Below are 23,002 nucleotides of genomic sequence, written 5' to 3'. Positions count from 1 at the left end.
TGGACGCTACTGCCCGGGTACCTTCTGCTGCGGAGCGGGGACCGAACCACCGTGGAGATCCACAACCGGCGGCTTGGGTGCCGCAGGAACCGCGGGCGCCTGCGGTTTGGCCGCCGTGGAGTCGGCTGCACCGTTGGGCTTACGGGTGTCCAGTGAATCGTTCTTGGCGGGTGCAGGAGCTGCGACGCTGGATTGGCCTGCAACCGCAGGAGCAGCGATGACGGCACCGGGATTCTGTCCCTTGGTTGCCGGCGTGGCCTTTCCTGTGACGGTCAGGTTGTCCAGATCGATCTGGCCCGTGGCAGTGGAAGCTACCATGCCCAATTCTGCAGCCTTGGCCGCAAGATTCTGGGGAGCCTGGTAGTTCTGGACCTGCTGTGTCAGATCCTGGTTCTGCTTGTTCAGGGATGCAGCGTCGTTCCGGAGCTTCACAAGGTCGTATTGGGCCGTGGAAACGGAGATGTTGAGTACCAGGACAGTCAACAAGGCGGCCGCCAGCACGCCGAAGCAAAAGACGACGAAGGGAGTCCGCCGTCGTCCGGGAACACTCTGGACGAGCGAGAGCGGTGTCCGCGCCTTGCGGCCCGTGTCGCGTTCCGGTCCCCGGGCGGGCAGGGCACGCGCGGTGTTCCCCACCGTGGTCGGCAGGATCTTCGCGGCAGCGGTGCTCATGCTGTTCTCCTCGCTTTGATGCGTTCCACGGCCCGCAGGCGGGCAGATGCCGCACGCGGGTTTTCGGCGATTTCTTCAGGTGTGGGCACTTCCGTGCCCTTGGTCAGGGTCTTGAATTCCGGCTTATGCTCTTCCAGCTCCACGGGGAAGCCGAGCGGGGCCGACGACTTGGACCGGGACTGGAAGACCGATTTCACGATCTTGTCTTCGAGTGAGTGATACGACATCACCACTACCCGTCCGCCCATTGCCGAGACCGAGAGGGCCGCGGGCACTGCTCTCTCCAGAACGTCGAGTTCCTCGTTGACTTCAATCCGCAAGGCTTGGAAAGTCCGCTTTGCCGGATGCCCGCCGGACTTTGCGGCGGCCGCAGGAACAACGCCGCGGATCTGCTCGACGAGCTCGCCGGTGGTGGCGAAAGGCTTGACGGCCCTTGCCGTGACGATGCGGTTTGCGATCCGACCGGCGAACTTCTCCTCGCCCCACTTGCGGATAATCCGTACCAGGTCTTCTTCGGAATAGTTGTTGACGACGTCGGCGGCAGTCTGGCCGCGGCTGGTGTCCATCCGCATATCCAGCGGCGCGTCGTAGGAGTAGGCAAAGCCGCGCTCCCGCTCGTCCAATTGGAGGGAAGACACACCCAGATCCATGAGGATGCCGTGCACTTCCGGGATTCCAAGGTCTACGAGGACATCTTCGATTTCGTCATAGACGGCATGCACCAGGTCAGTGCGGGCCGCGAAAGGTTGCAGGCGCTCACCGGCGAGGGCGAGGGCCTCTTCGTCCCGGTCTATGCCAACAAGGTGCAGATCGGGGAAGCGCTGCAGCATCGCTTCGGAGTGGCCACCCATTCCCAACGTGGCGTCGATGACGACGGGCGTCTCGCCACGGCTGCGGGCGGCCTCAAAACCCGGTGCCAACAAATTGATGCACCGGTCCTTCAGGACCGGTACATGTCGCTCCGAGGTTGGTTTTGGCGCGTCTTGCTCCTCCATGCGGCCTCCTCAGAGCTGAATCGTTCGTCTGTCAGTTGGGCGGGTCGCTTCTTGAGCCGGATCCCCATCCGCGCCTATCGCAGTGTCCGCCTGGCTCCGGGGAAGGTGAGCCAGGAAAACAAGGTGATGGGCGGCTGGAGATCCCGTCCAAGAAGCATTGCTGCTTCCTGTCCCGGTTTCTAAATGAATCCGGGAAGGTTGTCGTCGTCGGTCTCCGAGAAGGCGGCTTCCTTCTCGGCCAGGTACTCATCCCAAGCCTGGGCATCCCAGATCTCTGCACGGGTTCCGGCGCCGATGACCGCCAATTCCCGCTCAAGACCTGCGTAGCTCCGGAGCGCCGGCGGAATCGTCACGCGCCCCTGCTTGTCAGGTACCTCGTCAGAGGCTCCGGACAGGAAAACCCGGATGTAGTCACGCGACTGCTTGGAGGAAATGGGGGCCTCCCGCATGGATTCGTGAATACGTTCGAATTCCCGCTGGCTGAAGACGTAGATGCATCGTTCCTGGCCCCTTGTGAGCACCAAGCCGTCAGCAAGTTCCTCGCGGAACTTGGCGGGGAGGATGATCCGGCCCTTTTCGTCCAGACGAGGAGAATGCGTGCCAAGAAACACTGGCCCACCGCCCCCATCCGTAAAGGTGCCCGTACCTGCCCCACGCCGCCACTACCCTCTTACTTGCTCCACTTTACTCCACAAGCCCCCACAGTCAACGCAATCCGGCGTGTTTCTGCCCCACTTTCGAACGCGGGAGGCCGAAAACACGTGGATCTCAGGGGTGGTTGCCAGTGGAGGAGGCTTTGCGGCGGCGCTCCAGGAAGCGCTCGACGGCGGCATCGCCACCGCGCCTACAGGCTCGCGATGTGGGGCGAACGTGGCGTTAAATGCGAAAAGACCCGATATTCGGGTCTTTTCGCAATCAGGCCGGAGCCTGGCGGTGCAATGTGGAGGACTCGGCATCCCGGTGAAGGAAAAGCCCCCTAGTGGAGCGTTCAGCTCTCTTCGCCGCGGCGGCGCTCGTCCCAGCGTTCTTCGAGGTTGCTCATGAATGAGTTCTTTGACTTGCCCGGCTTGGCACTCTTCGACTTCCCGCCGGCTGCCCTTCTCAGGGTGGCAAAGTAAACGCCGGCGCCCATCACAATGAAGCCCAGCACGCCAAGGAAGATGTTCTGCAAGGACACACCTACCAACAACAAGAGAATCCCGGCGATAGTGCCTAGAACGCCAATAACGATGTGCCTGGTCGACCATGAGCGAATGGGGTCAGAGCCCATTGAATTGGCAAACTTTGGATCGTCCTCATGCAGTTGCTTCTCGAGTTGCTCGAGGAGCTTCTGTTCGTGCTCCGAGAGGGGCATCGCGACCTCCTTTAGTCGGCCAGCGTCTGGATACGCCGCGGCCGTTGCCTCTGTTCCCTTTGAACGGACGAACCCAAAAAAGGGTTCCCGAAGACCGGGTCTTGTGAACACGGTCTCACGGAACAGACGCAACATGGCAATTTATCCAGACGGTCTAAATCTGTGTATCTCTAGGATAGTTTGTTGGCCGCTGTTCTGAAAGACACGCCGGATGGCACGCGAGGGCTCTTCGATGCTTAGGGAGAACCCGGCCCGCCCGGCTCCGCATGCGGCTCCAGAAGCGTCGCCGGAAGGACAGTCTTGCTGCCGAATCGCTCGATGACACGGTCAAGCGCCTGTTCAGCCGCCCGCCAGTTGTCGTCCCTGCGGTCGAAGCTCAACTGCAACGAGGTGTGTTCCGCCGGTTCGAGCTGCTCAGCCCGGACGCCTACAAGTCGCACGCTCATGGGCCGCTCCCCCAAGGACGCAAGCAGCTGGCTTGCCACCTGATAGATCAACTGTGCGCTGTCCACTGGCGTATGCATTGTCTTGCTGCGGCTGATTGTCGAAAAATCCGCATAGCGCAGCTTCAACGCGATGGTCCGGGCAAGCATTCCGGCTGTCCGCAGCCGGGAAGCGGTTCGGTGGGAGAGCCTTAGCAACTCGCGGTGCAGTAGCGCCTCATCCGGGGTGTCAACGGCGAACGTCTCCTCGGAACCAATGCTCTTCTCGAGGCGCGTCGGCGTGACCGGCCGCGGATCCAAGCCCATCGACAATCGGTGGACGTGCTCTCCCGACGCTCCCAGGACCCTTTTCAAGGAAGACAGCGGTGTGGCCGCAACGTCAGCCACGGTACGGATCCCCAGCCTGGCGAGGACATCGGCGGTCTTGGCCCCGACTCCCCACAGGGCGTTCACGGGCAGGCTGTGGAGATAGGCTACGGTCTGCCCCTCCTCAATAAGCAGCAGTCCGTCGGGTTTGCAGCGCGTAGAAGCAATTTTGGCAACGAACTTGTTGGCCGCTATTCCCACGGACGCAGTGATTCCGAGCTCGGACGCAACGCGGCGCCGGATCAAATGGCCGATCTGGAGGGGCGGACCAAGCCTCCGGATCGCGCCACCGACATCCAGGAAAGCCTCGTCGACACTCAAGGGCTCCACGAGGTCCGTTATCGATTCGAATATGCCCATCAACTCCCGGGACACCTCGTAGTAGAGGCTGTGGCGGGGCTCGATGATGACAGCGTTGGGGCACATCCGCATGGCGTTGGCCATGGGCATGGCAGACTTCACGCCCAGCGCCCGCGCTTCGTAGGAGGCGGACAGTACAACTGAGCGATCCACCGGGAATCCGACAATGACCGGTTTTCCCTTGAGTTCAGGCCGGGTGCGCAATTCCACCGAGACAAAGAAGGCATCCATGTCGACGTGGAGGATGCTGGTGCGCCTCAGTTCCCGCAGGGCAGCGGGATCCGGGGCGGATTCTTGTCCGGGGCCCCGCCCGTTGTTCTCTGCTCGTGGTCTCACAAGGAAATCCTATGCCGCGGCACTGGTTACTGGTGGCTGCATCCGGCGCCCTAAACTGAAGGCAGCATCCGGCGTCGTCCCCAGGAGGAAATCCCTGTGAAGCTCTTTGGAAAGCCTCAACCCGTCAGCGTGGCCTTGTTGGCCACGGGGGTCGCGTTGACCATCTCGGCTTGCGGGTCGTCCCCTGCAGGCACGGCATCCCAAGGGGCTGCGCCAACATCGTCCGGGGCGGCCATTTCCTCGGCAAGTCCGGCGCCGGCCACCACGTCCACGGCGGCCGCAGGAGCTTCGGCGACGGTCGGCGCCCTGGTTCCGGGATTCCCGCAGCAACTGATTCCATTGATGCCCAAGGCAGCGGTGGAATCCAGCAGTTTCGACAAGAACTCCTCCCCGGCGTCGGTGGCCTTGGTCGGCACCATTGCGTCCCCATCGGACGCAGTAGTGGCCTTTTATACCTCCGCGCTCACGGCGCAGGGCTTTAAGGAAGTTCCCGGCAGCACCGTGGGAAGTATCAAGTCAAAGGATTTCCTGCGTGGCGACAATGAAACGGTGAATATCTCAGTGGTGGAAACCGCAGGCAAATCCACGTTCACTATCGGTGCCAACGTGGCCGCCGGGTCAATCAAGTGACTACGGAGAGCCCGGGTTCGGAACAGAGCCGTTTTGTGGGCGATGTCGCGGCCAAACTCAATGGTTTCCTTGGGGCGCAGCAAGAAACCATGGCCACCATCTCCCCTGATGTCGCCCCCCTCATGGGATCAATCACGAGCCTTGTGACAGGCGGCAAACGGCTCCGGGCCTTGATGTGCTACTGGGGGTGGCGAGGTGCCGGAGGTCAGTCCGCGCATCCGGACATCATTACCGCCGGCTGCGCTTTGGAACTCTTCCAGGCTGCAGCCCTGATTCACGACGACATCATCGACCGCTCTGACACCCGGCGTGGCGGTCCAAGCGTCCACAAGCGGTTCAGCCAGCTCCATGAGGGCGAGGGCTGGGCCCTCGACAGCGAACGCTTCGGGCATGCGGCCGCGATCCTCACCGGAGACCTCTGCCTGTCGTTCAGCGAGGAGGCGTTCACCGAGATTGGTGGCAGGGCTGCTTCAGGTACGCCTGCGCGGCGGATCTTCAACCTGATGCGCGCCGAGGTCATGGCCGGCCAATACCTGGACATCCTGGAGGAAGTTGCGGGTCCCGTGCGGGACCGCGCAGGTGCCGTCCGCCGCGCCCAGTCCATCATCCGATTCAAATCGGCGAAGTACTCAACGGAACACCCCCTGGCCCTTGGTGGTGCTTTGGCCGGTGCCAGCGAAGAGCTCTTGCAAGGCTATTCCGCTTTCGCGTTGCCCCTTGGGGAAGCTTTCCAGCTCCGCGACGACGTCCTGGGGGTGTTCGGAGACCCCGGGACGACAGGAAAGCCTGCAGGAGATGACCTCCGCGAAGGCAAACGGACTGTGCTGGTGGGCTTCGCCATCAACCAGGCCGGGGCTACTGATTCGAGCTACATCGATACCATGCTCGGACGGCAGGACCTTGGCGAGGCCGAGGTTGCCGAGATCCGGCGGATCATCGTGGATTGCGGTGCGCTCGAAGCCACGGAATCGATGATCGAGGAACTCAGCAACGAAGCTTTCGCAGCCTTGGAAAGCCTCCCCTTGGCTGAACTCCCGCTTACCGCGCTCAGGCAGTTGGCCGAAGCCGCCGTCAGCCGGGCCGCGTGAACTCTTGGAGAAATCCACGTTAACGGCAGTCTAAATACCTGCCTTAAATGCAGTGGTGGCGACCAGCAATCTGATCGCCACCACTGCATTTAGGGCAGGAGTCCCTTACCAGGCAAGCGATTGGGCCCTGCGTCGGATTTCAGTTTTGCGCCCTTCACGGAGCGCATCGACAGGGCGGCCACGCAGCGACTCATCCGGAGTGAAAAGCCACGCGATGAGCTCCTCATCCGTGTACCCGGCATCGCCAAGCACTGCGATGGTGCCCTTCAGGCTATCCACCACATGACCATCCTGGATAAAGAGGGCAGGAATCGAACGGATATTGCGTTCGCCCACTCTCACAGCCACCACTGCACGCTCATCCAGAAGACCGTGGACCTTGGTGATTGAAACGTTCAGCAGCTCTGCCACATCGGGCAGCGGCAGCCATTCGGAAACGAGGCTTTCTACATTACTCACGGATCAAGATTGCCACGCCCGCGCGCTTTGCGCCTAGCCGGACGGACGGCACGAGCGGAATTTGCGTCCCCGAATTGCCCAAGAATCGAATGCGCCGGGATTTCTTGTGCGGAATCCAAAAATGTGAGAGATTCACATTGATCACATTTGCATCACTACTAACTTTAGTAACACTGGCAACAGCGGCATTCCCAACGTCCGCTGCTGAGATGAGGATTGCTCCCATGACGACGCCCCGCTCGCCCAAGAAGACAACGAGCATGCCCATAATTGCGGCCACCACAGCGGCGCTGCCCGCCGTCATGCTCTCTTCATTGGCGCTCGCCCAACCGGCAACAGCGCTTCCAGCGGTACAAACCCAGAAGATTCCCGCATCGTTGACCGCGGCCATGCAGGCCCAGGCCGCGGCCGTGTCCGCAAACGTCATTCCCGCCTCCGCGGTTGCCGCGACCATCCCGGCTGCCATGCAGCCCATGGCACCGGCAGCTCCGGCCACGTACACGATCGTCCGGGGCGATACCATCAGCGGCATCGCGGCCCGCTACGGGCTGAACACCAACACCGTCCTGCAGCTCAACGGGCTCTCGGGCAACACCATCATCTACCCGGGACAGCAGATCAAGTTGTCCGGTTCCGCGGCTGCTCCAAGCGCCCCGGCACCCGCGCCAAGCCCGGCACCCAGCCCGGCGTCGTCGTCGGCCGCCAGCTACACAGTCGTGTCCGGGGATACCCTGAGCGGCATCGCCGCCCGCCACGGAGTGTCGCTCTCGGACGTCTTCAGCTGGAACAGCCTCAACGGCCGGTCCATCATCTACCCGGGGCAGAAGATCAAGGTCGGCCCGGGAACGAACGCACCAGCTCCGGCGGCCCCGGCTCCAGCGGCATTGGCCCATGCTTCCGCTCCGGCTGCCCCGGCAGCGCCGGCACTTGCCAACACCGGCTCGTACACCATCAAGTCGGGTGACACCCTGGGCGGCATTGCGTCCCGCCTTGGCGTGTCCTTGTCATCGCTGCTCTCTGCCAACAAGCTGTCGATGAGCACCATCATTTATCCGGGGCAGAAGCTCGCCATCCCGGGTGCTCCCGCAGCCTCGGCTCCGGCCCCGGCTCCAGTCAGCACCCCCCTGGTTCCCAGCACGTTCCTGGGCTACACCTACCCGGAGGCGGTAGTCAGTTCAGCCAACGCGAACAAGGCCCTGCTCAATGCGTCCCCGGTACCCAGCACCGCCCAGATGAAGGGGATCGTAGCCGATACCGCGCGTCGGATGGGGGTGGACCCGTCTTTGGCCATGGCGTTCGCCTACCAGGAATCCGGCTTCAACCAGCGTGCCGTCTCTCCCGCCAACGCCATCGGCACGATGCAGGTGATTCCCTCCTCCGGAGAATGGGCTTCCCAACTGGTGGGCCGCAAGCTCAACATCCTGGACCCGTATGACAACGTGACCGCCGGCGTCGCCATCATCCGGGCCCTCGTCAACACGAGCAAGGATCTGAACACGGCCATCGCAGGCTACTACCAGGGCCAGTACTCGGTGAGCAAGCACGGGATGTACGAGGACACCAAGGCCTACGTCGCCTCGATCCTGTCCCTCAAGAAGAACTTCAGCTAAATCAGGCCGCGGAACACGGGCCCGGATCGCACGGCGATTCGGGCCCGTGTTTTTGCTCAACTAGGATCGTAGGGTGCAGGAACAAGTTTCGGACCAACTCCTCGGATCCCTCGTGGACGGGCGCTACCTGGTGCGATCGCGCCTCGCGAACGGCGGAATGTCAACCGTCTATCTCGCCACCGATGAGCGGCTCGACCGCGACGTGGCACTCAAAGTGCTGCATCCCCACCTGGCCAATGACCAGAATTTCCTCGACCGCTTGCAGCGCGAAGCCCGGGCCGCGGCGAGCCTTTCCCACCCGCACGTCGTAGGTGTCCTCGACCAGGGACAGGACGGCCACATTGCGTACATCGTCATGGAGTACATCAAGGGCCACACCCTGCGCGACGTCCTCAACGAGAAAGCAGCCCTTCCGCCCCGGCTGGCATTTGCCCTGATCGACCCCGTCATCGAAGGGCTCGCGGCCGCCCACGCAGCAGGGCTCATCCACCGCGACGTGAAACCGGAAAACGTCCTCATCGCCGACGACGGCCGCATCAAGGTGGGCGACTTCGGCCTGGCCCGGGCGGTCACAGCGACAACCAGCACCGGCGCCCTCATCGGCACAGTCGCATACCTGGCTCCCGAACTGGTCCTCGGCAAAGCCGCGGACGCCCGGAGCGACATCTACTCCACCGGCATCATGCTCTACGAAATGCTTACCGGCGAGCAACCGTATGCGGGCGACGTTCCCATCCAGGTTGCCTACCAGCACGTCAACGCGGCCGTCGCACCGCCGTCGCTCGCGGTGCCCGGCCTTGCCGCCGATGTGGACGAACTGGTCCAGTGGTGCACCGCAAAGGAACCCGAAGAGCGTCCTGTGGACGGCTCCGCGCTCTTGTCGGAACTGCGGCACATCCGCACCACCTTGAGCGACGCGCAACTGGACATCAACCCGCCGGCCGCCAAGGCGGCGACGCCCGAAGGGCAACAAGGAGCGGCCGCGGCAACCGCGGTAGTCGCCCCTTTCCACGCCGAACGCACGGAGCCCCTGGAACGGATAGGCCGCACGGAGATCATCTCAAGTCAGCGCAATCCAACCACGGTGCTTCCGCCGTCGGGATTCTCCTCCGGGGCCGCAGCTTTCGACGTCCAGGTGCCACAGGACCGCGAGCCGCTGGATCCGGCCGATGCCCCGCCCAGCAAACGCGACATCAAGCGGATGGAGCGCCAGGAAGAAAAGGACCGCGCCAGGGCCGCGGCCACGCCGTCGCGCTCTTTGCGGGAAGGCAACCCGCGCCGCCGGGCGGTGATCTGGACGATTGTCGTGATTGTCCTGGCGATCCTTGCCACTGCGGCGGGCTGGTTCTTCGGCATGGGGCCCGGTTCGCCCGGAACCATACCGGACACCAAGAACAAGACCGTCGCGGAGGCACAGCAGCTGCTGCGCACCGCCGGCTTCCAATCCGAGCCGAAAGACGTGTTCGACGACGACGTCACGACGGGTTGGCTGTTGGAACGGAACCCGCTTCCGGCCAAGTAGTCCGGAAGTTCCAAGGGGTGTCGCTCTTCGTCTCGAAGGGTCCGCAGTTGTTTCCACTTGCCGCGATGACCGGCCTGACACTTGACCAGGCAAAGAATGCCCTTGGTGTGGCGGGGATGGCGCTCGGCAAAGTCACAGAGCAATATGACGACAAAGTGCCTTCAGGCACGGTCATCTCCCAGTCTCCGGCCCAGGACACCGCGGTCCGCCACGGCACCCCGGTGGCACTGGTGGTTTCCAAGGGACCACAGCCCCTCCCCGTACCGGATGTCCGCGGCATGAGCCAGCAAGCCGCCGTCAAAGCGATCAGCGACGCCGGATTGACCGCAAAAATATCGCCGGAACCCGTCAACGACAAAAAGGTCCCCGCGGGAGCCGTGGTCAGCCAGACCCCTGCCAACGGCACCTTGATCCGCGGCGACTCCGTCACGTTGACCCTGTCCAAGGGGCCGAAGATGGTGCACGTCCCCAACTTCATCGGGAAGCAGGCGGACGCCGCCCGCAAGGCCCTGGAGTCGCTCGGATTCGAGGTCAAGATCAACAACATCCTGGGTGGCTTCTTCGGCACCGTCCGCGACCAGAACCCCGTGGACAGCGATGCTCCGGAGGGCTCCGTCGTCACCCTGACCGTTGTGTAGGACGCGCCAATACAGGAAAGGAGATCCGGAATGTTCCGGATCGCCTTTCCTGTATTCGGGCCTGCGACTGGACGTCCGCTTCGTGGGGACTACCGCTTGGTGAGGGCCCCAGCCACGAGGAACGCCATCTCGAGGGACTGCATGTGGTTCAGGCGGGGATCGCACACTGACTCGTAGCGGTCCAGGAAGGCGTCCTGGTCAATGGGATCGGCGCCGCCAAGGCATTCCGCGACGTCGTCGCCGGTCATTTCCATGTGCAGGCCACCGGGTACCGTCCCGAGGGCGTGGTGGACTTCGAAGAACCCGCGGACTTCGTCCACGACGTCGTCGAAGTTGCGGGTCTTGTACCCGTTTGGCGAGGTGACCGTGTTCCCATGCATGGGGTCCGTGACCCAGAGGACCTGGGCGCCGGACGCAGTGACCTTCTCGACGACGGCGGGCAGCTTCTCGCGGATGTTCTTGGAACCCATACGGGTGATGAAGGTAAGGCGGCCGGGCTCGCGGTTCGGGTCGAGCTTGTCAATGAGCCGCAATGCATCGTCTCCGGAAGTCCCGGGACCGAGCTTGACGCCGATCGGATTGCGCACCCGGGACAGGAAGTCCACATGCGCATGGTCGAGCTCACGGGTGCGCTCACCGATCCAGAGGAAGTGCCCGGAAGTGTCGTAAGGAAGACCCGTGCGGGAGTCGATGCGCGTCAGGGCCCGCTCGTAGTCGAGCAGGAGTGCCTCGTGGCTCGCGAAGAACTCCACGCGCTTGAGGGCTTCGAAATCGGCACCGCAGGATGCCATGAACTTGATGGCACGGTCGATGTCCCTCGCCAAGGACTCGTAGCGGGCATGGGCGGGGTTTTCGGTGAAGCCCTTGTTCCAGAGGTGCACCAGGCGGAGATCGGCGAAGCCGCCCTGCGTGAAGGCGCGGATAAGGTTCAGCGTGGAAGCCGAGGTGTGGTATGCCTTCAGCATGCGGCTGGCGTCGTGGGCCCGGGACTCCGGGGTGAAATCATAGCCGTTGACAATGTCGCCGCGGTACGCGGGCAAGGTCACGCCGTCTCGGGTTTCCTCGTTCGACGACCGGGGCTTGGCGAACTGGCCGGCCATGCGGCCCATCTTGATGACGGGCATGGCCGCACCATAGGTGAGGACAACGGCCATCTGCAGGATGGTGCGGACCCGGGCGCTGATCTTGTCAGCTGTCGCGTCCTCGAAGGTCTCGGCGCAGTCGCCGCCCTGAAGCAGGAATGCTTTGCCCTGGGCTGCAGCGGCCAGACGCTCGCGCAATATGTCAACTTCGCCCGCGAAGACCAGCGGCGGAAGCACGGACAGTTCTTTGACGGAGGCATCGAAGACGCCCCTATCGGTCCAGGTGGGTTGCTGCGAGATGGGCAGCTGGCGCCAATCGTCCAAGCCGGGATAGTTTGCCGCTCCGCTTTGCGCAGTGCTGGTCAGGGGGCTGCCCAGGGAACTGGTCACGGGGCCGGTCATGGACGGTGCGGGGTTCGCGGATAGCTCAGTCACTCTCCAAGACTAGTTGCCTTGCCCGCTGTTCGGGGCATGGCTTCCGTAACCCTTATTGACAAGCCGTCACACTTTCCCGGCCACTGCGCCGTCGCCGTCCGGGCCTGAACTGTTGCCGGGCGGCAGCCCGCCCTCGTCGCCGTCGCCGGCTGGATTCGCTGCGCTTCCGCTCGCCGGCTCCGGAGGCTGCCCGGCCAGCCGCTGCTTGACGACGGCGGCGTATTCGTCCACGTATTCCTGCCCCGAGAGCCGCATGAGTTCGTACATGATTTCGTCCGTCACGGCGCGTTGAACGGCGTGGTCTTCTTCTTGGCCGTAGTACCGGCTGAAGTCCAAAGGTTGCCCGAAAATGATCCCGATCCTACGGATGTTCGGCAAACGCTTCCCGATGGGCTGGACTTTCTCGGTACCGATCATCGCGACAGGAACAACGGGGACCCGGGTTTGGAGCGCAAGTTTGGCGACCCCCACTTTGCCCCGGTAGAGCCTGGCATCCGGGCTGCGGGTGCCTTCCGGGTAGATGCCCAGCAGGCCGCCGTCGGCCAGCACGTCCCTGCCGGCCTGCAGGGACAACTCGGACGCGGCCCCGCCCGAACGGTCCATCGGCAACTGGTTGGTGAGCCGGAAGAACATGGCCGTAAGCCTGCCTTTGAGCCCGGTACCTGTGAAGTACTCGGACTTGGCCAGGAAACTGACGCGACGGGGCACCATCACCGGCATGAAGATTGAGTCCGAAAAGGATAAGTGGTTGGAAGCGAGAATCGCGGCGCCATCCTGCGGAACATTGTCGAGGCCCTTGACCCAGGGGCGGAACAGCAATTTGAGAAGCGGACCCAAAAAGATCCGCTTCATGACCCAATAGAACACGTTGGTTCCTCTCCGGGGCGGCGTCTGCAAGGCGTCCGGACGGTCCCGGCCCGCATTCAGAAGCCACCCTACTCCAGTGAGAAATGTCCCGAACAGTGACACGATGGACTCATCACGGAAAGCATGCCGCCAACTTCAGTAGCCTCGGAGTCATCATGAACACTCTCCCCGATCCCTCGCCTTACGCCAGCGACTTCACTGGTAGTGGACCCAGCATCGGCGTCGTGATGAGCCACGGCTTCACGGGCAGTCCGCACAGCATGCGCCCCTGGGCCGAGTATTTGGCGGCCGAAGGCTACGCTGTCCGCCTCCCTCTGCTTCCAGGCCATGGGACCACGTGGCAGGACATGGCCACGCGGCGCTGGCAGGAGTGGCATCATGCACTGGATGCGGCGTATCTGGAGCTCCAGGCCGAGTGCGACTTCGTCTTCGCCGCCGGCTTGTCGATGGGAGGGACGCTGGCTCTGCGGATCGCGGCTACCCGGCCCGTTGCCGGTACCGTCGTGGTCAATCCGGGACTGGTAATCGATGATCCCCGCGCCGCCGTGGTCGGCATCCTCAAGCACGTCATGAAATCCACCCCGGCGATTGCCAACGACATTCTCAAACCCGGCATGGACGAGGGCGCGTACCCCAGGACACCGGTCGCGGCCGCCCATGAGTTGAAAAAGATGTACCGGGACACCGTCACCCTGCTCCCCCGGATTTCCGCACCGGTGCGCGTCTTCCGTTCCTCCGTTGACCACGTGGTTTCGGATCGAAGCATCAGGCAGCTGAAGGAACGGGTCACGGCTTCGATGGAGTTCAGCACCTTGGAGAACAGCTACCACGTGGCCACCCTGGACAACGATGCGTTGGAGATTTTCCGGGGCTCGGCCGAGTTCATCAGGAAAACGATGGCAGGACTGACAAGCAGTTCCGCCCCTGCCGGCCAGTCCGCCGCCGAGCTTCGGGATTCACCCCATGAATAGGCCAGGGCCCGACTCCCCCGACCAGAGCGCCAACAAAGACGACGACGCCGTCTGGCTCGATTTAGTGGCACGGCTTGAGTCGATGCCTTCATCGGCCCTCGACGAGGCGCCGACGTCGGCGGAGGCAGGCAACGATTCCGGAACAGAGCCGGGGCCAGGTCCGGACGACGTTCCGGGGCGCTCATCGTCACGTTCCTTCCAAGACTTCGACCCTCTTGGATTGTCTAAACGGGGCGCCGCGGAAGAACCGGCGGGCGGCGGGGAACCCGGTCCGCGCGACTACGACGTCGAGGATGGGAACGGCTTCGTCCCGGAGGACCCGCCGAGCCTGGCCGGCACCGAACCCCTGACCATGCTCGCCTGGATCGGAGCCGTGGGCGGCCCGCTCGCCCTGCTGTTCACCGCCATGTTCTGGCGCTCGGCGCCGCTCCTGGCAGTGATGGGCATCCTGGCGACTTTTCTGGCCTCAGTGGTGTACCTCATCATGAAGCTGCCCCAGGAAAAAGACGAGAACGACGACGGCGCCCGCGTCTAGGCGGACTGCCGCACGGCTCATCCCCTCGCAGCTGAGCCTGTACTACCCGCGCGCCCTGCCGCTGACCCGGGACAGGTCGGCAGCGCCGATCATCCCCGCCCGCGGTCCCAGCGCGGCGAGCTTGATGGCGGCCGCGGGACGGAAGCCACGGCCGGTGAGGTTCCGGGTGAATGCTGTCCGCGCAGGGCCCACGAGAAGCTCACCGGCGTCGCATAGCCCACCGCCGATGACGAATGTCCCTGGGTCGAGCGCAGCAGCCAGGTTCGCCAGACCAAGCCCGAGCCAGTGCCCCACTTCTTCCAAGAGCTCCCTCGAAGCGGAATCTCCGGCTTTTGCCCGCTCCGTCACGGTAACGCCGGTGATGTTCTCAGCCGAGCCTCCGGCAGCCTTGAGCAACTCGTAGGCAACAGGTGAATTCCGGAGGGCCAGCTCCCGGGCCTCCCTGCCGAGCGCGTTGCCGGAGGCATATTGCTCCCAGCAGCCGCGGTTGCCGCATTCGCAACGATGCCCGCCGGGCACCACGATCTGGTGGCCGAACTCCCCCGCCACGCCGAATCGCCCACGCTCCACTCGTCCGTCCATGACCATGGCACCACCGATGCCGGTGCCGAGCGTAATGCAGACGAGGCGGCTCTCACCTTGCCCGGCGCCGAAGCGCCATTCAGCCCAGGCAGCAGCATCGGCGTCGTTGGTGACGAGTACCGGGCGCCTCAGCAGGCTCTGCAGGTTTTCGCGCAGCGGCTCATTACGCCAAGCGAGATGCGGGCTGAAAAGCACCGTGCCGCCGTCGAGATCCATCCAACCGGCGGCGCCGATCCCCACAGAGGCGATCCGATGACTTCTGCCCAATTCCTGGACAAGCTCGACGATCACCCGCTCGACTGCCCGGGCGTCATTGCCCGGCGTGGAGCGCCGCGCTTCCTCGACCACGCGGCCCGAAGGATCCACGACTCCCGCTGCCACCTTCGTGCCGCCGATGTCTATCCCGATCGCGAGCCCCCTGCGGCCGAGATGGGAACGGCGCGCGGCCCACGGCGCGGACTCCCAGCGCAGGCCTCCCTGCGTTGAGCCGGGGCGCCGGCCGGTTGAAGCCGAACCGGACCAGGAAATCTTCCGAACGCTTGCCGGGTTCTGGTCGTTGGATGAATTCAGAGGCATGTCGCCATCCTATTCCGAGCGCCGCATATGTACTGACATGAAGCACCTTCGGACGGAGAGCCGCACTTGCGTTGGCGGAATCCCAGGCTTCACGTAAAGTTACTCATCAGTAACTTGAGTAGGTGAATTGCGACACACCCATTACTTGGCCGTATAGAGTTAGAGCAGCCCCGCAATGGTCTGTTGATATCGAAGGAGCTATCGTGCGTGAATTCAGTGTTCCGCCCCTGGTGAATGTTGCCCCCGAAACCAACATCACGGACCTTGTGGTTCGCCAGGCCGCCAAGCCATCCAACCCGGCACTGTTTGCCAAGCTCGACAGCGCCGGCCAATGGCAGGACATCCGGGCAAAGGACTTCCTCCAGGACGTGTCGGCCCTGGCCAAAGGCCTGATCGCCAATGGCGTCGGTGTGGGCGACCGCGTGGGCATCATGTCCAGGACCCGCTACGAATGGTCCCTCGTGGACTTCGCCGTCTGGTTTGCAGGCGGCATTTCCGTGCCGATCTATGAAACGTCATCGCCGTCACAAGTGGCCTGGAACCTCGGCGACTCCGGCGCAGTCGCGGCATTCGCCGAGTCGGCACACCACGAAGACGTCATCCGTCAGGCCGTCACCGCCGAAGGCCTCGGCTCAGTGGCCCATGTCTGGCAGCTTGAAGGCGGCGGCCTTGACGCGCTTCGCAGTGCCGGCAGCGGTGTCAGCGACGAGGAACTCGAGGCGCGCCGCAGCAGCGCGGAACTGGCCGACGTCGCCACGATCATCTACACCTCCGGCACCACGGGACGTCCCAAGGGTTGCGAACTCACGCACGGAAACTTCGTGGAGCTCTCGGAGAACGCTTTGGCGTCCCTTGGCGACGTCGTCAACGAGAACGCCAAGACCATCATGTTCCTCCCTCTCGCCCACGTCTTCGCCCGTTTCATCTCGGTCCTGGCCGTCGCCGCCGGCGCCCAAGTGGCGCACACGCCGGATATCAAGAACCTGCTTGCAGACCTGCAAAGCTTCCAGCCGTCCTTCATCCTGGCTGTTCCGCGTGTCTTCGAGAAGGTCTTCAACTCGGCGCTCACCAAGGCGGAGGACGGTGGCAAGGGTGCCATCTTCCACAAGGCCGTCGACACGGCGATCGCCTACTCCAAGGCGCAGCAGGCCGGATCCCTTGGCTTGGTGCTGAGGCTCAAGCACGCCGTCTTCGACCGTTTGGTGTACGGGAAGCTTCGCGCTGCCATGGGCGGCCACGTCAGCCACGCCGTCTCCGGTGGCGGTCCCCTCGGCGAACGGCTGGGCCATTTCTTCCACGGTATCGGCTTGCAGATCCTCGAGGGTTACGGCCTGACAGAGACGACGGCACCCATTTCAGTCAATACCCCGTCCCTGATCAAGATCGGCACGGTGGGGGCCCCGCTTCCCGGAAATGCGGTCAAGATCGCCGACGACGGCGAAATCCTCGCCAAGGGCGTCTGCGTCATGAGGGGCTACTTCAAGCGGGATGACCTCGCCGCGGAAACGTTCGTGGACGGGTGGTTCCGCACGGGTGACATCGGCGAACTCGACGAACAGGGTTTCCTCAAGATCACCGGACGCAAGAAGGAAATCATCGTCACGGCGAGCGGCAAGAACGTCGTGCCTGCCCTGCTGGAGGACCAGATCCGTGCGGACGCCCTGGTGTCCCAGGTCCTGGTGATCGGCGACAACCGGCCCTTCATCGGCGCGCTGGTGACCCTCGACGAGGAAGCCCTGCCCGGCTGGCTCGAGCGCCACGGCCTTCCCGCGTCCACGACGACGGCGGCTGCCGCGGACAACGCCCTCGTCCGGGCTGCCGTCCAGGAACTGATCAGCCACGCCAACCAGTCCGTCTCCCATGCGGAGGCGATCAAGTCGTTCCGGATTGTGCCGTCCGACTTCACCGAGGCTTCCGGCCATCTCACGCCGTCGTTGAAGGTCAAGCGCGCCCAGGTCATGAAGGACTTCGACGCCGTGATCGAGGAAATGTACTCGGCGCCCAAGGCTTCCTGACGCGCCGCACCCCGACGCATCAGTCAAAGCATTAAAGGAAGGTCCCGGGCTAACAGCCCGGGACCTTCCTTCTTGCGTGCTCCGCGGAGGAGCGGGCCGCTATTCGACCACGATCAACAGATCGCCGCCCTGGACCTGCTCCACGTTGTTGATGGCGAGGCGCGAGACCGTGCCGGCTACCGGCGTCGTGATGGATGCTTCCATCTTCATCGCCTCGATGGTGGCGACGGTGTCGCCGGCCTTGACGGCGTCGCCTGCTTTGACAGTCAGGGTCACGGCGCCGGCGAACGGCGCTGCCACCTGGCCGGGCTGGGACGCATCCGCCTTCTCCGCGGCCTTCACGTTGCTGACAACCGACTTGTCGCGAACCACCACAGGGCGGGACTGGCCATTGAGCTTGCACATGACCGTGCGCATGCCCTTTTCGTCGGGCTCCGAAACTGCTTCCAGGGAAGCGATCAGGCGCACGCCCTTCTCAAGCTCGATGACGTGTTCGGCACCAAGCTGGAGACCGTACAGGTAGTCACGGGTATCAAGCACCGACAGGTTGCCGTAAGTGTCCACGCTCTTGAGGTAGTCCTTGGTGGGGCCCTCGAACAGGAGCCGGTTCAGGGTCCTCTGGCGGGACTTGGAATCGCCCTTGAGCGCTGCGCTGTCTTCGGCGCTCAGGTCGACGTCGCGGACCTTGATGCTGCGGCCCTGGAGCGCCTTGGTGCGGAACGGCTCCGGCCATCCTCCGGGAGGATCTCCCAATTCCCCCGACAGGAAGCCGATCACGGAGTCCGGGATGTCGTAGTTCTGCGGATTCTCGTTGAAGTCCGCGGGATCTGCGTGGATTCCCACGAGGTGCAGCGCGAGATCGCCCACCACCTTGGACGACGGCGTTACCTTGACCAAGCGGCCCAGAATACGGTCCGCTGCGGTGTACATGTCCTCAATGGCCTCGAAGCGCTCGCCAAGGCCCAGCGCGATGGCCTGCTGGCGCAGGTTGGACAGCTGGCCGCCCGGGATTTCGTGCTGGTAGACCCGGCCTGTCGGACCGGGAAGCCCGGACTCGAACGGCGCGTAGACCCGGCGGACCGCTTCCCAGTAGGGCTCCAGGGAGCTGACGCTGGCCAGGCTGAGCCCGGTGTCGCGCGGGGTATGTGCCAAGGCGGCCACAAGGGCCGACGCCGACGGCTGGCTTGTCGTACCGGCCAGGGACGCTGATGCGACGTCGACGGCGTCCACGCCGGCGTCCACGGCTGCCAGCAGGGTGGCTAGCTGGCCGCCTGCGGTGTCGTGCGTGTGCAGGTGGACCGGAAGGTCGAAGCGTTCACGCAAGGCGCTGACAAGCTTGGCTGCAGCCGCGGGGCGGAGCAGGCCAGCCATGTCCTTGATGGCGAGGATGTGCGCACCGGCGTCGACGATCTTCTGGGCGAGGTCCAGGTAGTAGTCAAGGGTGTACAGGTTCTCGTTCGGATCGAGGAGATCGCCGGTGTAGCACAGTGCCACCTCCGCTACCGCGGTGCCGGTGGCCCGCACTGCGCGGATGGCAGGAGCCATCTGGTTGACGTCGTTGAGGGCGTCGAAGATGCGGAAGATGTCGATGCCCGTTGCCGCCGCCTCGTTGACGAATGCTTCGGTGACTTCCTCGGGATAGGGCGTGTACCCGACAGTGTTGCGGCCACGGAGCAGCATCTGCAGGCAGACATTCGGCAGGGCCTTGCGCAGGGCGGCCAGCCGGTCCCAAGGATCCTCGCCGAGGAAGCGCAGGGCGACGTCGTAGGTGGCACCGCCCCAGGCTTCGACCGACAGCAGTTCGGGCAGCAGCGCGGAGACCGCGGGGCCGGCCGCGACGAGGTCCCGGGTACGGACACGGGTTGCGAGGAGCGACTGGTGGGCGTCGCGGAAGGTGGTGTCCGTGACGGCCACGGCCTGCTGCCCGCGCAGCGCCTTCGCAAAGCCAACGGGACCCAGCTCCTGCAGCTTCTGGCGCGAGCCGGCCGGTGCCACAATCCCCGCAATCGACGGGAGCTTGGCCGCGGGGTCCGTGTGGACTTTGAGTTCGCCGTTGGGCTTGTTGACCGTCACATCGGCCAGCCAGGTCAGCAGTTTGGTCCCGCGGTCCGCGGAGACGTGGGACTTCAGCAGTTCGGGGCGCTTGTCGATGAAGTCGGTTGCCACGTTGCCCGCAATGAAGTCCGGGTCGGCGAGGACGGCCTGGAGGAAGGGGATATTGGTGGACACGCCACGGATCCGGAACTCGGCCAGGCCGCGCCGGGCACGGGCCACCGCGGCAGGGTAGTCGCGTCCGCGGCAGGTCAGTTTGACCAGCATGGAGTCGAAGTGGGGGCTGATCTCGGCACCCGAGTAGACCGTGCCGCCGTCGAGACGGACGCCCGCGCCACCCGCGGAACGGTAGCCGGTGATCTTTCCGACGTCGGGCCGGAAGCCGTTGGCGGGATCTTCCGTGGTGATGCGGCACTGCAGGGCGGCGCCCTTGATGGATACCGTCTCCTGGCTCAAGCCGAGGTCTGCGAGGGTCTCGCCCGATGCGATGCGCATCTGCGCCTGGACGAGGTCCACATCAGTGATTTCCTCGGTGACCGTGTGCTCGACCTGGATGCGCGGATTCATCTCGATGAAGACGTGCTGGCCGGCCCGTTCGCCCTCGGTGTCCACCAGGAACTCGACCGTTCCGGCGTTGACGTAGTTCAGGGCCTTCGCGAAAGCGACGGCATCCCGGTAAAGGGCCTGGCGGATGGACTCGTCCAGGTTGGGGGCCGGGGCGATTTCCACGACTTTCTGGTGGCGGCGCTGCAGGGAGCAGTCGCGCTCGAAGAGGTGCATGACATTGCCCTCGCCATCGGCCAGGATCTGGACCTCGATGTGACGAGGACGCAGCACTGCCTGCTCCAGGAACATGGTGGGATCGCCGAACGCGGCGTCCGCCTCGCGCATAGCCGCCTGGAGCGCTTCCGGAAGGTCCTCGCGGGTCTCCACCCGGCGCATGCCGCGGCCACCGCCGCCAGCGACGGCCTTGGCGAAGATCGGGAATCCGACCTCGTCCGCTGCCGCGATGAGTTCGTCGATGTCGCGGGACGGCGCGCTCGACTTCAGGACCGGTACACCTGCCTTGCGGGCGGCTTCGAGTGCGGCGACCTTGTTCCCGGCGAGCTCCAGCACCTCCGCCGGCGGGCCGATGAACGTGATGCCTGCCTCTTGGGCCGCCCGGGCGAGGTCCGGGTTCTCGGACAGGAATCCGTAGCCCGGGTAGATTGCGTCAGCACCCGCTTCTTTGGCGACACGGACGATTTCGTCCACGTCCAGGTAAGCACGGACCGGATGGCCTTCCTGGCCGATCAGGTAGGCCTCATCAGCCTTCTGCCGGTGGATCGAGTTGCGATCCTCATACGGGAAGACCGCTACGGTCTTGGCGCCCAGTTCATAGCTAGCGCGGAAGGCCCTGATCGCGATTTCGCCGCGATTAGCCACCAGAATCTTGGAAAACATGCTTCTCCTGCATCATTGCGGGTGTAACGGTCGGTGGTCACAGTGTGTAAGACCTCCATACCCAAACACAAATCTTTGTGGTGACAGTCACACGGTGATTCGTCACGAGCAGTGTACCTTCGCGCACGGTGCAGTTTCACGTGCTAAAAGGCGATCGACTAACAGGCGGCCCGAGCCCTTCCGGGCCGATAAGGCAGGAATCGGTGGCCACTCAACATATGATGTTGAAGGGCAGCGGCAGAGCCCCGGTTCCGGCAACGCCGGAACACAAGCACCGCGACACGGCAACCGGCGTTAGGTTTTGGGTTTTCAAGTGCAAGTAGTCAGCATCAGCAGCCTCAAAGGCGGCGTGGGCAAGACATCCGTAACCACCGGTCTGGCCTCGGCCGCACTGGCCGCAGGGATCCCCACCCTTGTTGTGGACCTGGATCCCCACGCCGACGCAACCACGGCCCTCGGTGTCCAGGCCGGCGACCAGCTCGACATTGGCCGCATGCTGAAGAACCCCCGCAAGGCGAGGCTCTTGGACAACGTGGTCAGCAGCGGCTGGGTTGACCACCCCCGCGGCAACGGTGGAGGGACGGCCCTTGATGTCGCCGTCGGATCCGCCTACACCGGAATCTACGACCGGCCGGATCTTGGGCGCCGCGATCTCCGCCGCCTGACCGCGGTCCTTGCTGCGGCCGAAAAGTACGAGCTGGTACTCGTTGACTGTCCGCCGTCCCTCAACGGCCTCACCCGCATGGCCTGGAGCGCGAGTGACCGAGTGGTCCTCGTTGCCGAACCAGGGCTCTTTTCGGTAGCCGGCACGGAACGCACCATGCGCGCCATCCAGCTGTTCCGCCAGGAGTTCGCTCCGCAGCTGGCTCCTGCAGGGATCGTTGCGAACCGGGTCCGGCCTGCCTCATCCGAGCACACGTTCCGACTCGCAGAGATGGAATCGATGTTCGGCGAGCTTTTGCTGGCTCCGCATATTCCGGAACAGGCGAACTGGCAGCAAATCCAGGGGGCCGCCCACGCCGTCCACCACTGGCCTGGCGACTCCGCCAAAAACACCGCCAAGCTTTTTGACTCGCTTCTGGAAAACATGCTGTCCTCAAACAACGGCACGCGGGAACGCCGCAAGCGCTGATGGAACCTGCGAGGCAGAAGCTGCCTTTCGAGAAATGCGTTCTTCGAGAGAAGCGACGAAGCCGCCTTCCTGTTGGAAGGCGGCTTCATTGGTCTTCAGTGGCCGCTCGTGGCGATCCCGACGGCGGTTCAGCCCGTGCGGCGCGCGGAACGGCGCTTGCTGAGTTCGTCGTCCGGAAAGGACTGCTCCACGACGTGCTCGCTCGGCAGCGCAGCAAGGCTCCCCTCGACTTCGCGCCACACGCGGCCTACCGCGATGCCGAATACGCCCTGGCCACCCTGCACCAGGTCAATGACTTCGTCCGCGGAAGTACATTCATAGACACTCGCGCCGTCGCTCATGAGCGTGATTTGCGCCAGGTCTTCCACTCCGCGTTCACGCAAATGTTCAACGGCCGTGCGGATCTGCTGGAGGGATACGCCCGTGTCCAGGAGGCGCTTGACGACTTTGAGAACCAGGATGTCCCGGAAGCCATAGAGCCGCTGCGATCCGGAACCGGCGGCTCCACGCACAGCGGGTTCAACGAGTCCTGTGCGTGCCCAGTAGTCCAGCTGGCGGTAGGTGATCCCCGCCGCCTTGCACGCGGTGGGACCACGGTAGCCGGCATCTTCATCCAGGACCGGAAGGTCCTCTGTGAAGAGCAGACCCTGGGCACCGCTTGCGGGTACAGCAACGCCTGTCGACGCCTGCTTTAGCTCGCCTGCTTCGCCTTTGGGACTCACGTGACCCTCCTTGTCAGAAGTTCCCTTGGGGATGGTGCATACGGCGGCTAACACGAAACGGGAAAATGCACTCGTGTAATTTCAACGCGGCCGCACCTTTCAGTGTGACTTGCGCGG

At 63.9% G+C, this 23,002-nt stretch carries 19 protein-coding genes and 1 pseudogene; 8 read left to right on the top strand and 12 right to left on the bottom strand.

Going from position 1 to position 23,002, the window contains the following annotated elements:
* Positions 1–6: 6 nt before the first annotated feature.
* The 6 genes from LFT47_RS08090 to LFT47_RS21425 all read right to left on the bottom strand — a co-directional run bounded on the left by LFT47_RS08090 (position 7) and on the right by LFT47_RS21425 (position 4,945).
* Positions 7–672: a hypothetical protein gene (locus LFT47_RS08090; protein ID WP_236816878.1), complete on the bottom strand. Its 666-nt coding sequence runs from the start codon at positions 670–672 to the stop codon at positions 7–9.
* Complete coding sequence (rsmH, locus tag LFT47_RS08085) at positions 669–1,667, bottom strand: 16S rRNA (cytosine(1402)-N(4))-methyltransferase RsmH (RefSeq protein WP_236816876.1); 999 nt, start codon at positions 1,665–1,667, stop codon at positions 669–671. The genes LFT47_RS08090 and rsmH overlap by 4 nt, the downstream gene beginning before the upstream one ends.
* 179 nt (positions 1,668–1,846) lie before the next feature.
* Entirely contained in the window at positions 1,847–2,278 is a 432-nt protein-coding gene (gene mraZ, locus LFT47_RS08080) for a division/cell wall cluster transcriptional repressor MraZ (RefSeq protein ID WP_059389147.1), read from the bottom strand.
* Between the two features lie 377 nt (positions 2,279–2,655).
* On the bottom strand, positions 2,656–3,021 hold the full coding sequence (locus LFT47_RS08075; protein ID WP_059389148.1) for a DUF3040 domain-containing protein: 366 nt from the start codon (positions 3,019–3,021) through the stop codon (positions 2,656–2,658).
* 236 nt (positions 3,022–3,257) lie between these two features.
* Complete coding sequence (gene dinB, locus LFT47_RS08070; RefSeq protein WP_236818477.1) at positions 3,258–4,460, bottom strand: DNA polymerase IV; 1,203 nt, start codon at positions 4,458–4,460, stop codon at positions 3,258–3,260.
* A gap of 182 nt (positions 4,461–4,642) precedes the next feature.
* On the bottom strand, positions 4,643–4,945 hold the full coding sequence (locus LFT47_RS21425) for a hypothetical protein (protein ID WP_336885432.1): 303 nt from the start codon (positions 4,943–4,945) through the stop codon (positions 4,643–4,645).
* A 22-nt stretch (positions 4,946–4,967) separates the two neighbouring features.
* Between LFT47_RS21425 and LFT47_RS21420 the strand changes: the two genes are divergently transcribed.
* Both LFT47_RS21420 and LFT47_RS08060 read left to right on the top strand, forming a co-directional pair.
* Positions 4,968–5,156 (top strand): hypothetical protein, encoded by a 189-nt coding sequence (locus LFT47_RS21420; protein WP_308193892.1) that lies wholly within the window; start codon positions 4,968–4,970, stop codon positions 5,154–5,156.
* Positions 5,153–6,244 carry a polyprenyl synthetase family protein gene (locus LFT47_RS08060; protein ID WP_236816872.1) on the top strand — a complete coding sequence of 364 codons (1,092 nt, stop codon included), beginning with the start codon at positions 5,153–5,155 and terminating at the stop codon, positions 6,242–6,244. Before LFT47_RS21420 ends, LFT47_RS08060 begins: the two co-directional genes overlap by 4 nt.
* 105 nt (positions 6,245–6,349) lie before the next feature.
* Here the strand turns inward: LFT47_RS08060 and LFT47_RS08055 are convergent, their stop codons facing one another.
* Positions 6,350–6,703: an Rv2175c family DNA-binding protein gene (locus LFT47_RS08055; protein WP_236816870.1), complete on the bottom strand. Its 354-nt coding sequence runs from the start codon at positions 6,701–6,703 to the stop codon at positions 6,350–6,352.
* A 224-nt stretch (positions 6,704–6,927) separates the two neighbouring features.
* Here LFT47_RS08055 and LFT47_RS08050 point away from each other — a divergent pair, with 224 nt between their 5' ends.
* Together LFT47_RS08050 and pknB are read left to right on the top strand one after the other, a co-directional pair.
* A complete protein-coding gene (locus tag LFT47_RS08050; protein ID WP_236816868.1) occupies positions 6,928–8,313 on the top strand; it encodes a lytic transglycosylase in 1,386 nt (461 codons plus the stop codon).
* A gap of 73 nt (positions 8,314–8,386) precedes the next feature.
* A pseudogene (gene pknB, locus LFT47_RS08045) lies at positions 8,387–10,473 on the top strand (Stk1 family PASTA domain-containing Ser/Thr kinase).
* 89 nt (positions 10,474–10,562) lie between these two features.
* Here the strand turns inward: pknB and LFT47_RS08040 are convergent.
* Both LFT47_RS08040 and LFT47_RS08035 read right to left on the bottom strand, forming a co-directional pair.
* Positions 10,563–11,990, bottom strand: coding sequence for a class II 3-deoxy-7-phosphoheptulonate synthase (locus LFT47_RS08040; RefSeq protein WP_425550454.1), 1,428 nt, complete (start codon positions 11,988–11,990; stop codon positions 10,563–10,565).
* 66 nt (positions 11,991–12,056) lie between these two features.
* Positions 12,057–12,857 (bottom strand): lysophospholipid acyltransferase family protein, encoded by an 801-nt coding sequence (locus LFT47_RS08035; RefSeq protein ID WP_236816866.1) that lies wholly within the window; start codon positions 12,855–12,857, stop codon positions 12,057–12,059.
* A 155-nt stretch (positions 12,858–13,012) separates the two neighbouring features.
* Between LFT47_RS08035 and LFT47_RS08030 the strand changes: the two genes are divergently transcribed.
* Both LFT47_RS08030 and LFT47_RS08025 read left to right on the top strand, forming a co-directional pair.
* Positions 13,013–13,828 carry an alpha/beta hydrolase gene (locus LFT47_RS08030; protein ID WP_236816865.1) on the top strand — a complete coding sequence of 272 codons (816 nt, stop codon included), beginning with the start codon at positions 13,013–13,015 and terminating at the stop codon, positions 13,826–13,828.
* Positions 13,821–14,363, top strand: a complete 543-nt coding sequence (locus LFT47_RS08025) for a DMT family transporter (protein ID WP_236816863.1) — start codon at positions 13,821–13,823, stop codon at positions 14,361–14,363. Before LFT47_RS08030 ends, LFT47_RS08025 begins: the two co-directional genes overlap by 8 nt.
* 42 nt (positions 14,364–14,405) lie before the next feature.
* On the opposite strand, the gene LFT47_RS08020 is transcribed toward LFT47_RS08025, so the two are convergent.
* Entirely contained in the window at positions 14,406–15,521 is a 1,116-nt protein-coding gene (locus LFT47_RS08020; RefSeq protein ID WP_236816862.1) for an ROK family glucokinase, read from the bottom strand.
* A 203-nt stretch (positions 15,522–15,724) separates the two neighbouring features.
* On the opposite strand from LFT47_RS08020, the gene LFT47_RS08015 reads away from it, so the two are divergent.
* Positions 15,725–17,536: an AMP-dependent synthetase/ligase gene (locus tag LFT47_RS08015; RefSeq protein ID WP_236816860.1), complete on the top strand. Its 1,812-nt coding sequence runs from the start codon at positions 15,725–15,727 to the stop codon at positions 17,534–17,536.
* Between the two features lie 99 nt (positions 17,537–17,635).
* Here LFT47_RS08015 and LFT47_RS08010 read toward each other — a convergent pair whose 3' ends face one another.
* Positions 17,636–21,031: a pyruvate carboxylase gene (locus LFT47_RS08010; protein ID WP_236816858.1), complete on the bottom strand. Its 3,396-nt coding sequence runs from the start codon at positions 21,029–21,031 to the stop codon at positions 17,636–17,638.
* A gap of 313 nt (positions 21,032–21,344) precedes the next feature.
* Here LFT47_RS08010 and LFT47_RS08005 point away from each other — a divergent pair, with 313 nt between their 5' ends.
* Entirely contained in the window at positions 21,345–22,163 is an 819-nt protein-coding gene (locus LFT47_RS08005; RefSeq protein WP_236816854.1) for a ParA family protein, read from the top strand.
* Between the two features lie 128 nt (positions 22,164–22,291).
* On the opposite strand, the gene LFT47_RS08000 is transcribed toward LFT47_RS08005, so the two are convergent.
* Positions 22,292–22,885, bottom strand: a complete 594-nt coding sequence (locus LFT47_RS08000; protein ID WP_236816845.1) for a MerR family transcriptional regulator — start codon at positions 22,883–22,885, stop codon at positions 22,292–22,294.
* Positions 22,886–23,002 lie beyond the last annotated feature (117 nt).

This window comes from Arthrobacter sp. FW306-2-2C-D06B (assembly GCF_021789175.1).
Taxonomy (GTDB): domain Bacteria; phylum Actinomycetota; class Actinomycetes; order Actinomycetales; family Micrococcaceae; genus Arthrobacter.
This window is presented reverse-complemented; position numbering and strand designations above follow the sequence as displayed.

Bases quoted from the DNA above. Each gene is read 5' to 3' on its own strand.
- LFT47_RS08090 (WP_236816878.1), bottom strand. From the start codon at position 672: ATGAGCACCGCTGCCGCGAAGATCCTGCCGACCACGGTGGGGAACACC.
- rsmH (WP_236816876.1), bottom strand. From the start codon at position 1,667: ATGGAGGAGCAAGACGCGCCAAAACCAACCTCGGAGCGACATGTACCG.
- LFT47_RS08075 (WP_059389148.1), bottom strand. From the start codon at position 3,021: ATGCCCCTCTCGGAGCACGAACAGAAGCTCCTCGAGCAACTCGAGAAG.
- LFT47_RS21425 (WP_336885432.1), bottom strand. From the start codon at position 4,945: ATGGTGCCGACCAAGGCCACCGACGCCGGGGAGGAGTTCTTGTCGAAA.
- LFT47_RS08050 (WP_236816868.1), top strand. From the start codon at position 6,928: ATGACGACGCCCCGCTCGCCCAAGAAGACAACGAGCATGCCCATAATT.
- LFT47_RS08030 (WP_236816865.1), top strand. From the start codon at position 13,013: ATGAACACTCTCCCCGATCCCTCGCCTTACGCCAGCGACTTCACTGGT.
- LFT47_RS08025 (WP_236816863.1), top strand. From the start codon at position 13,821: ATGAATAGGCCAGGGCCCGACTCCCCCGACCAGAGCGCCAACAAAGAC.
- LFT47_RS08020 (WP_236816862.1), bottom strand. From the start codon at position 15,521: ATGCCTCTGAATTCATCCAACGACCAGAACCCGGCAAGCGTTCGGAAG.
- LFT47_RS08010 (WP_236816858.1), bottom strand. From the start codon at position 21,031: ATGTTTTCCAAGATTCTGGTGGCTAATCGCGGCGAAATCGCGATCAGG.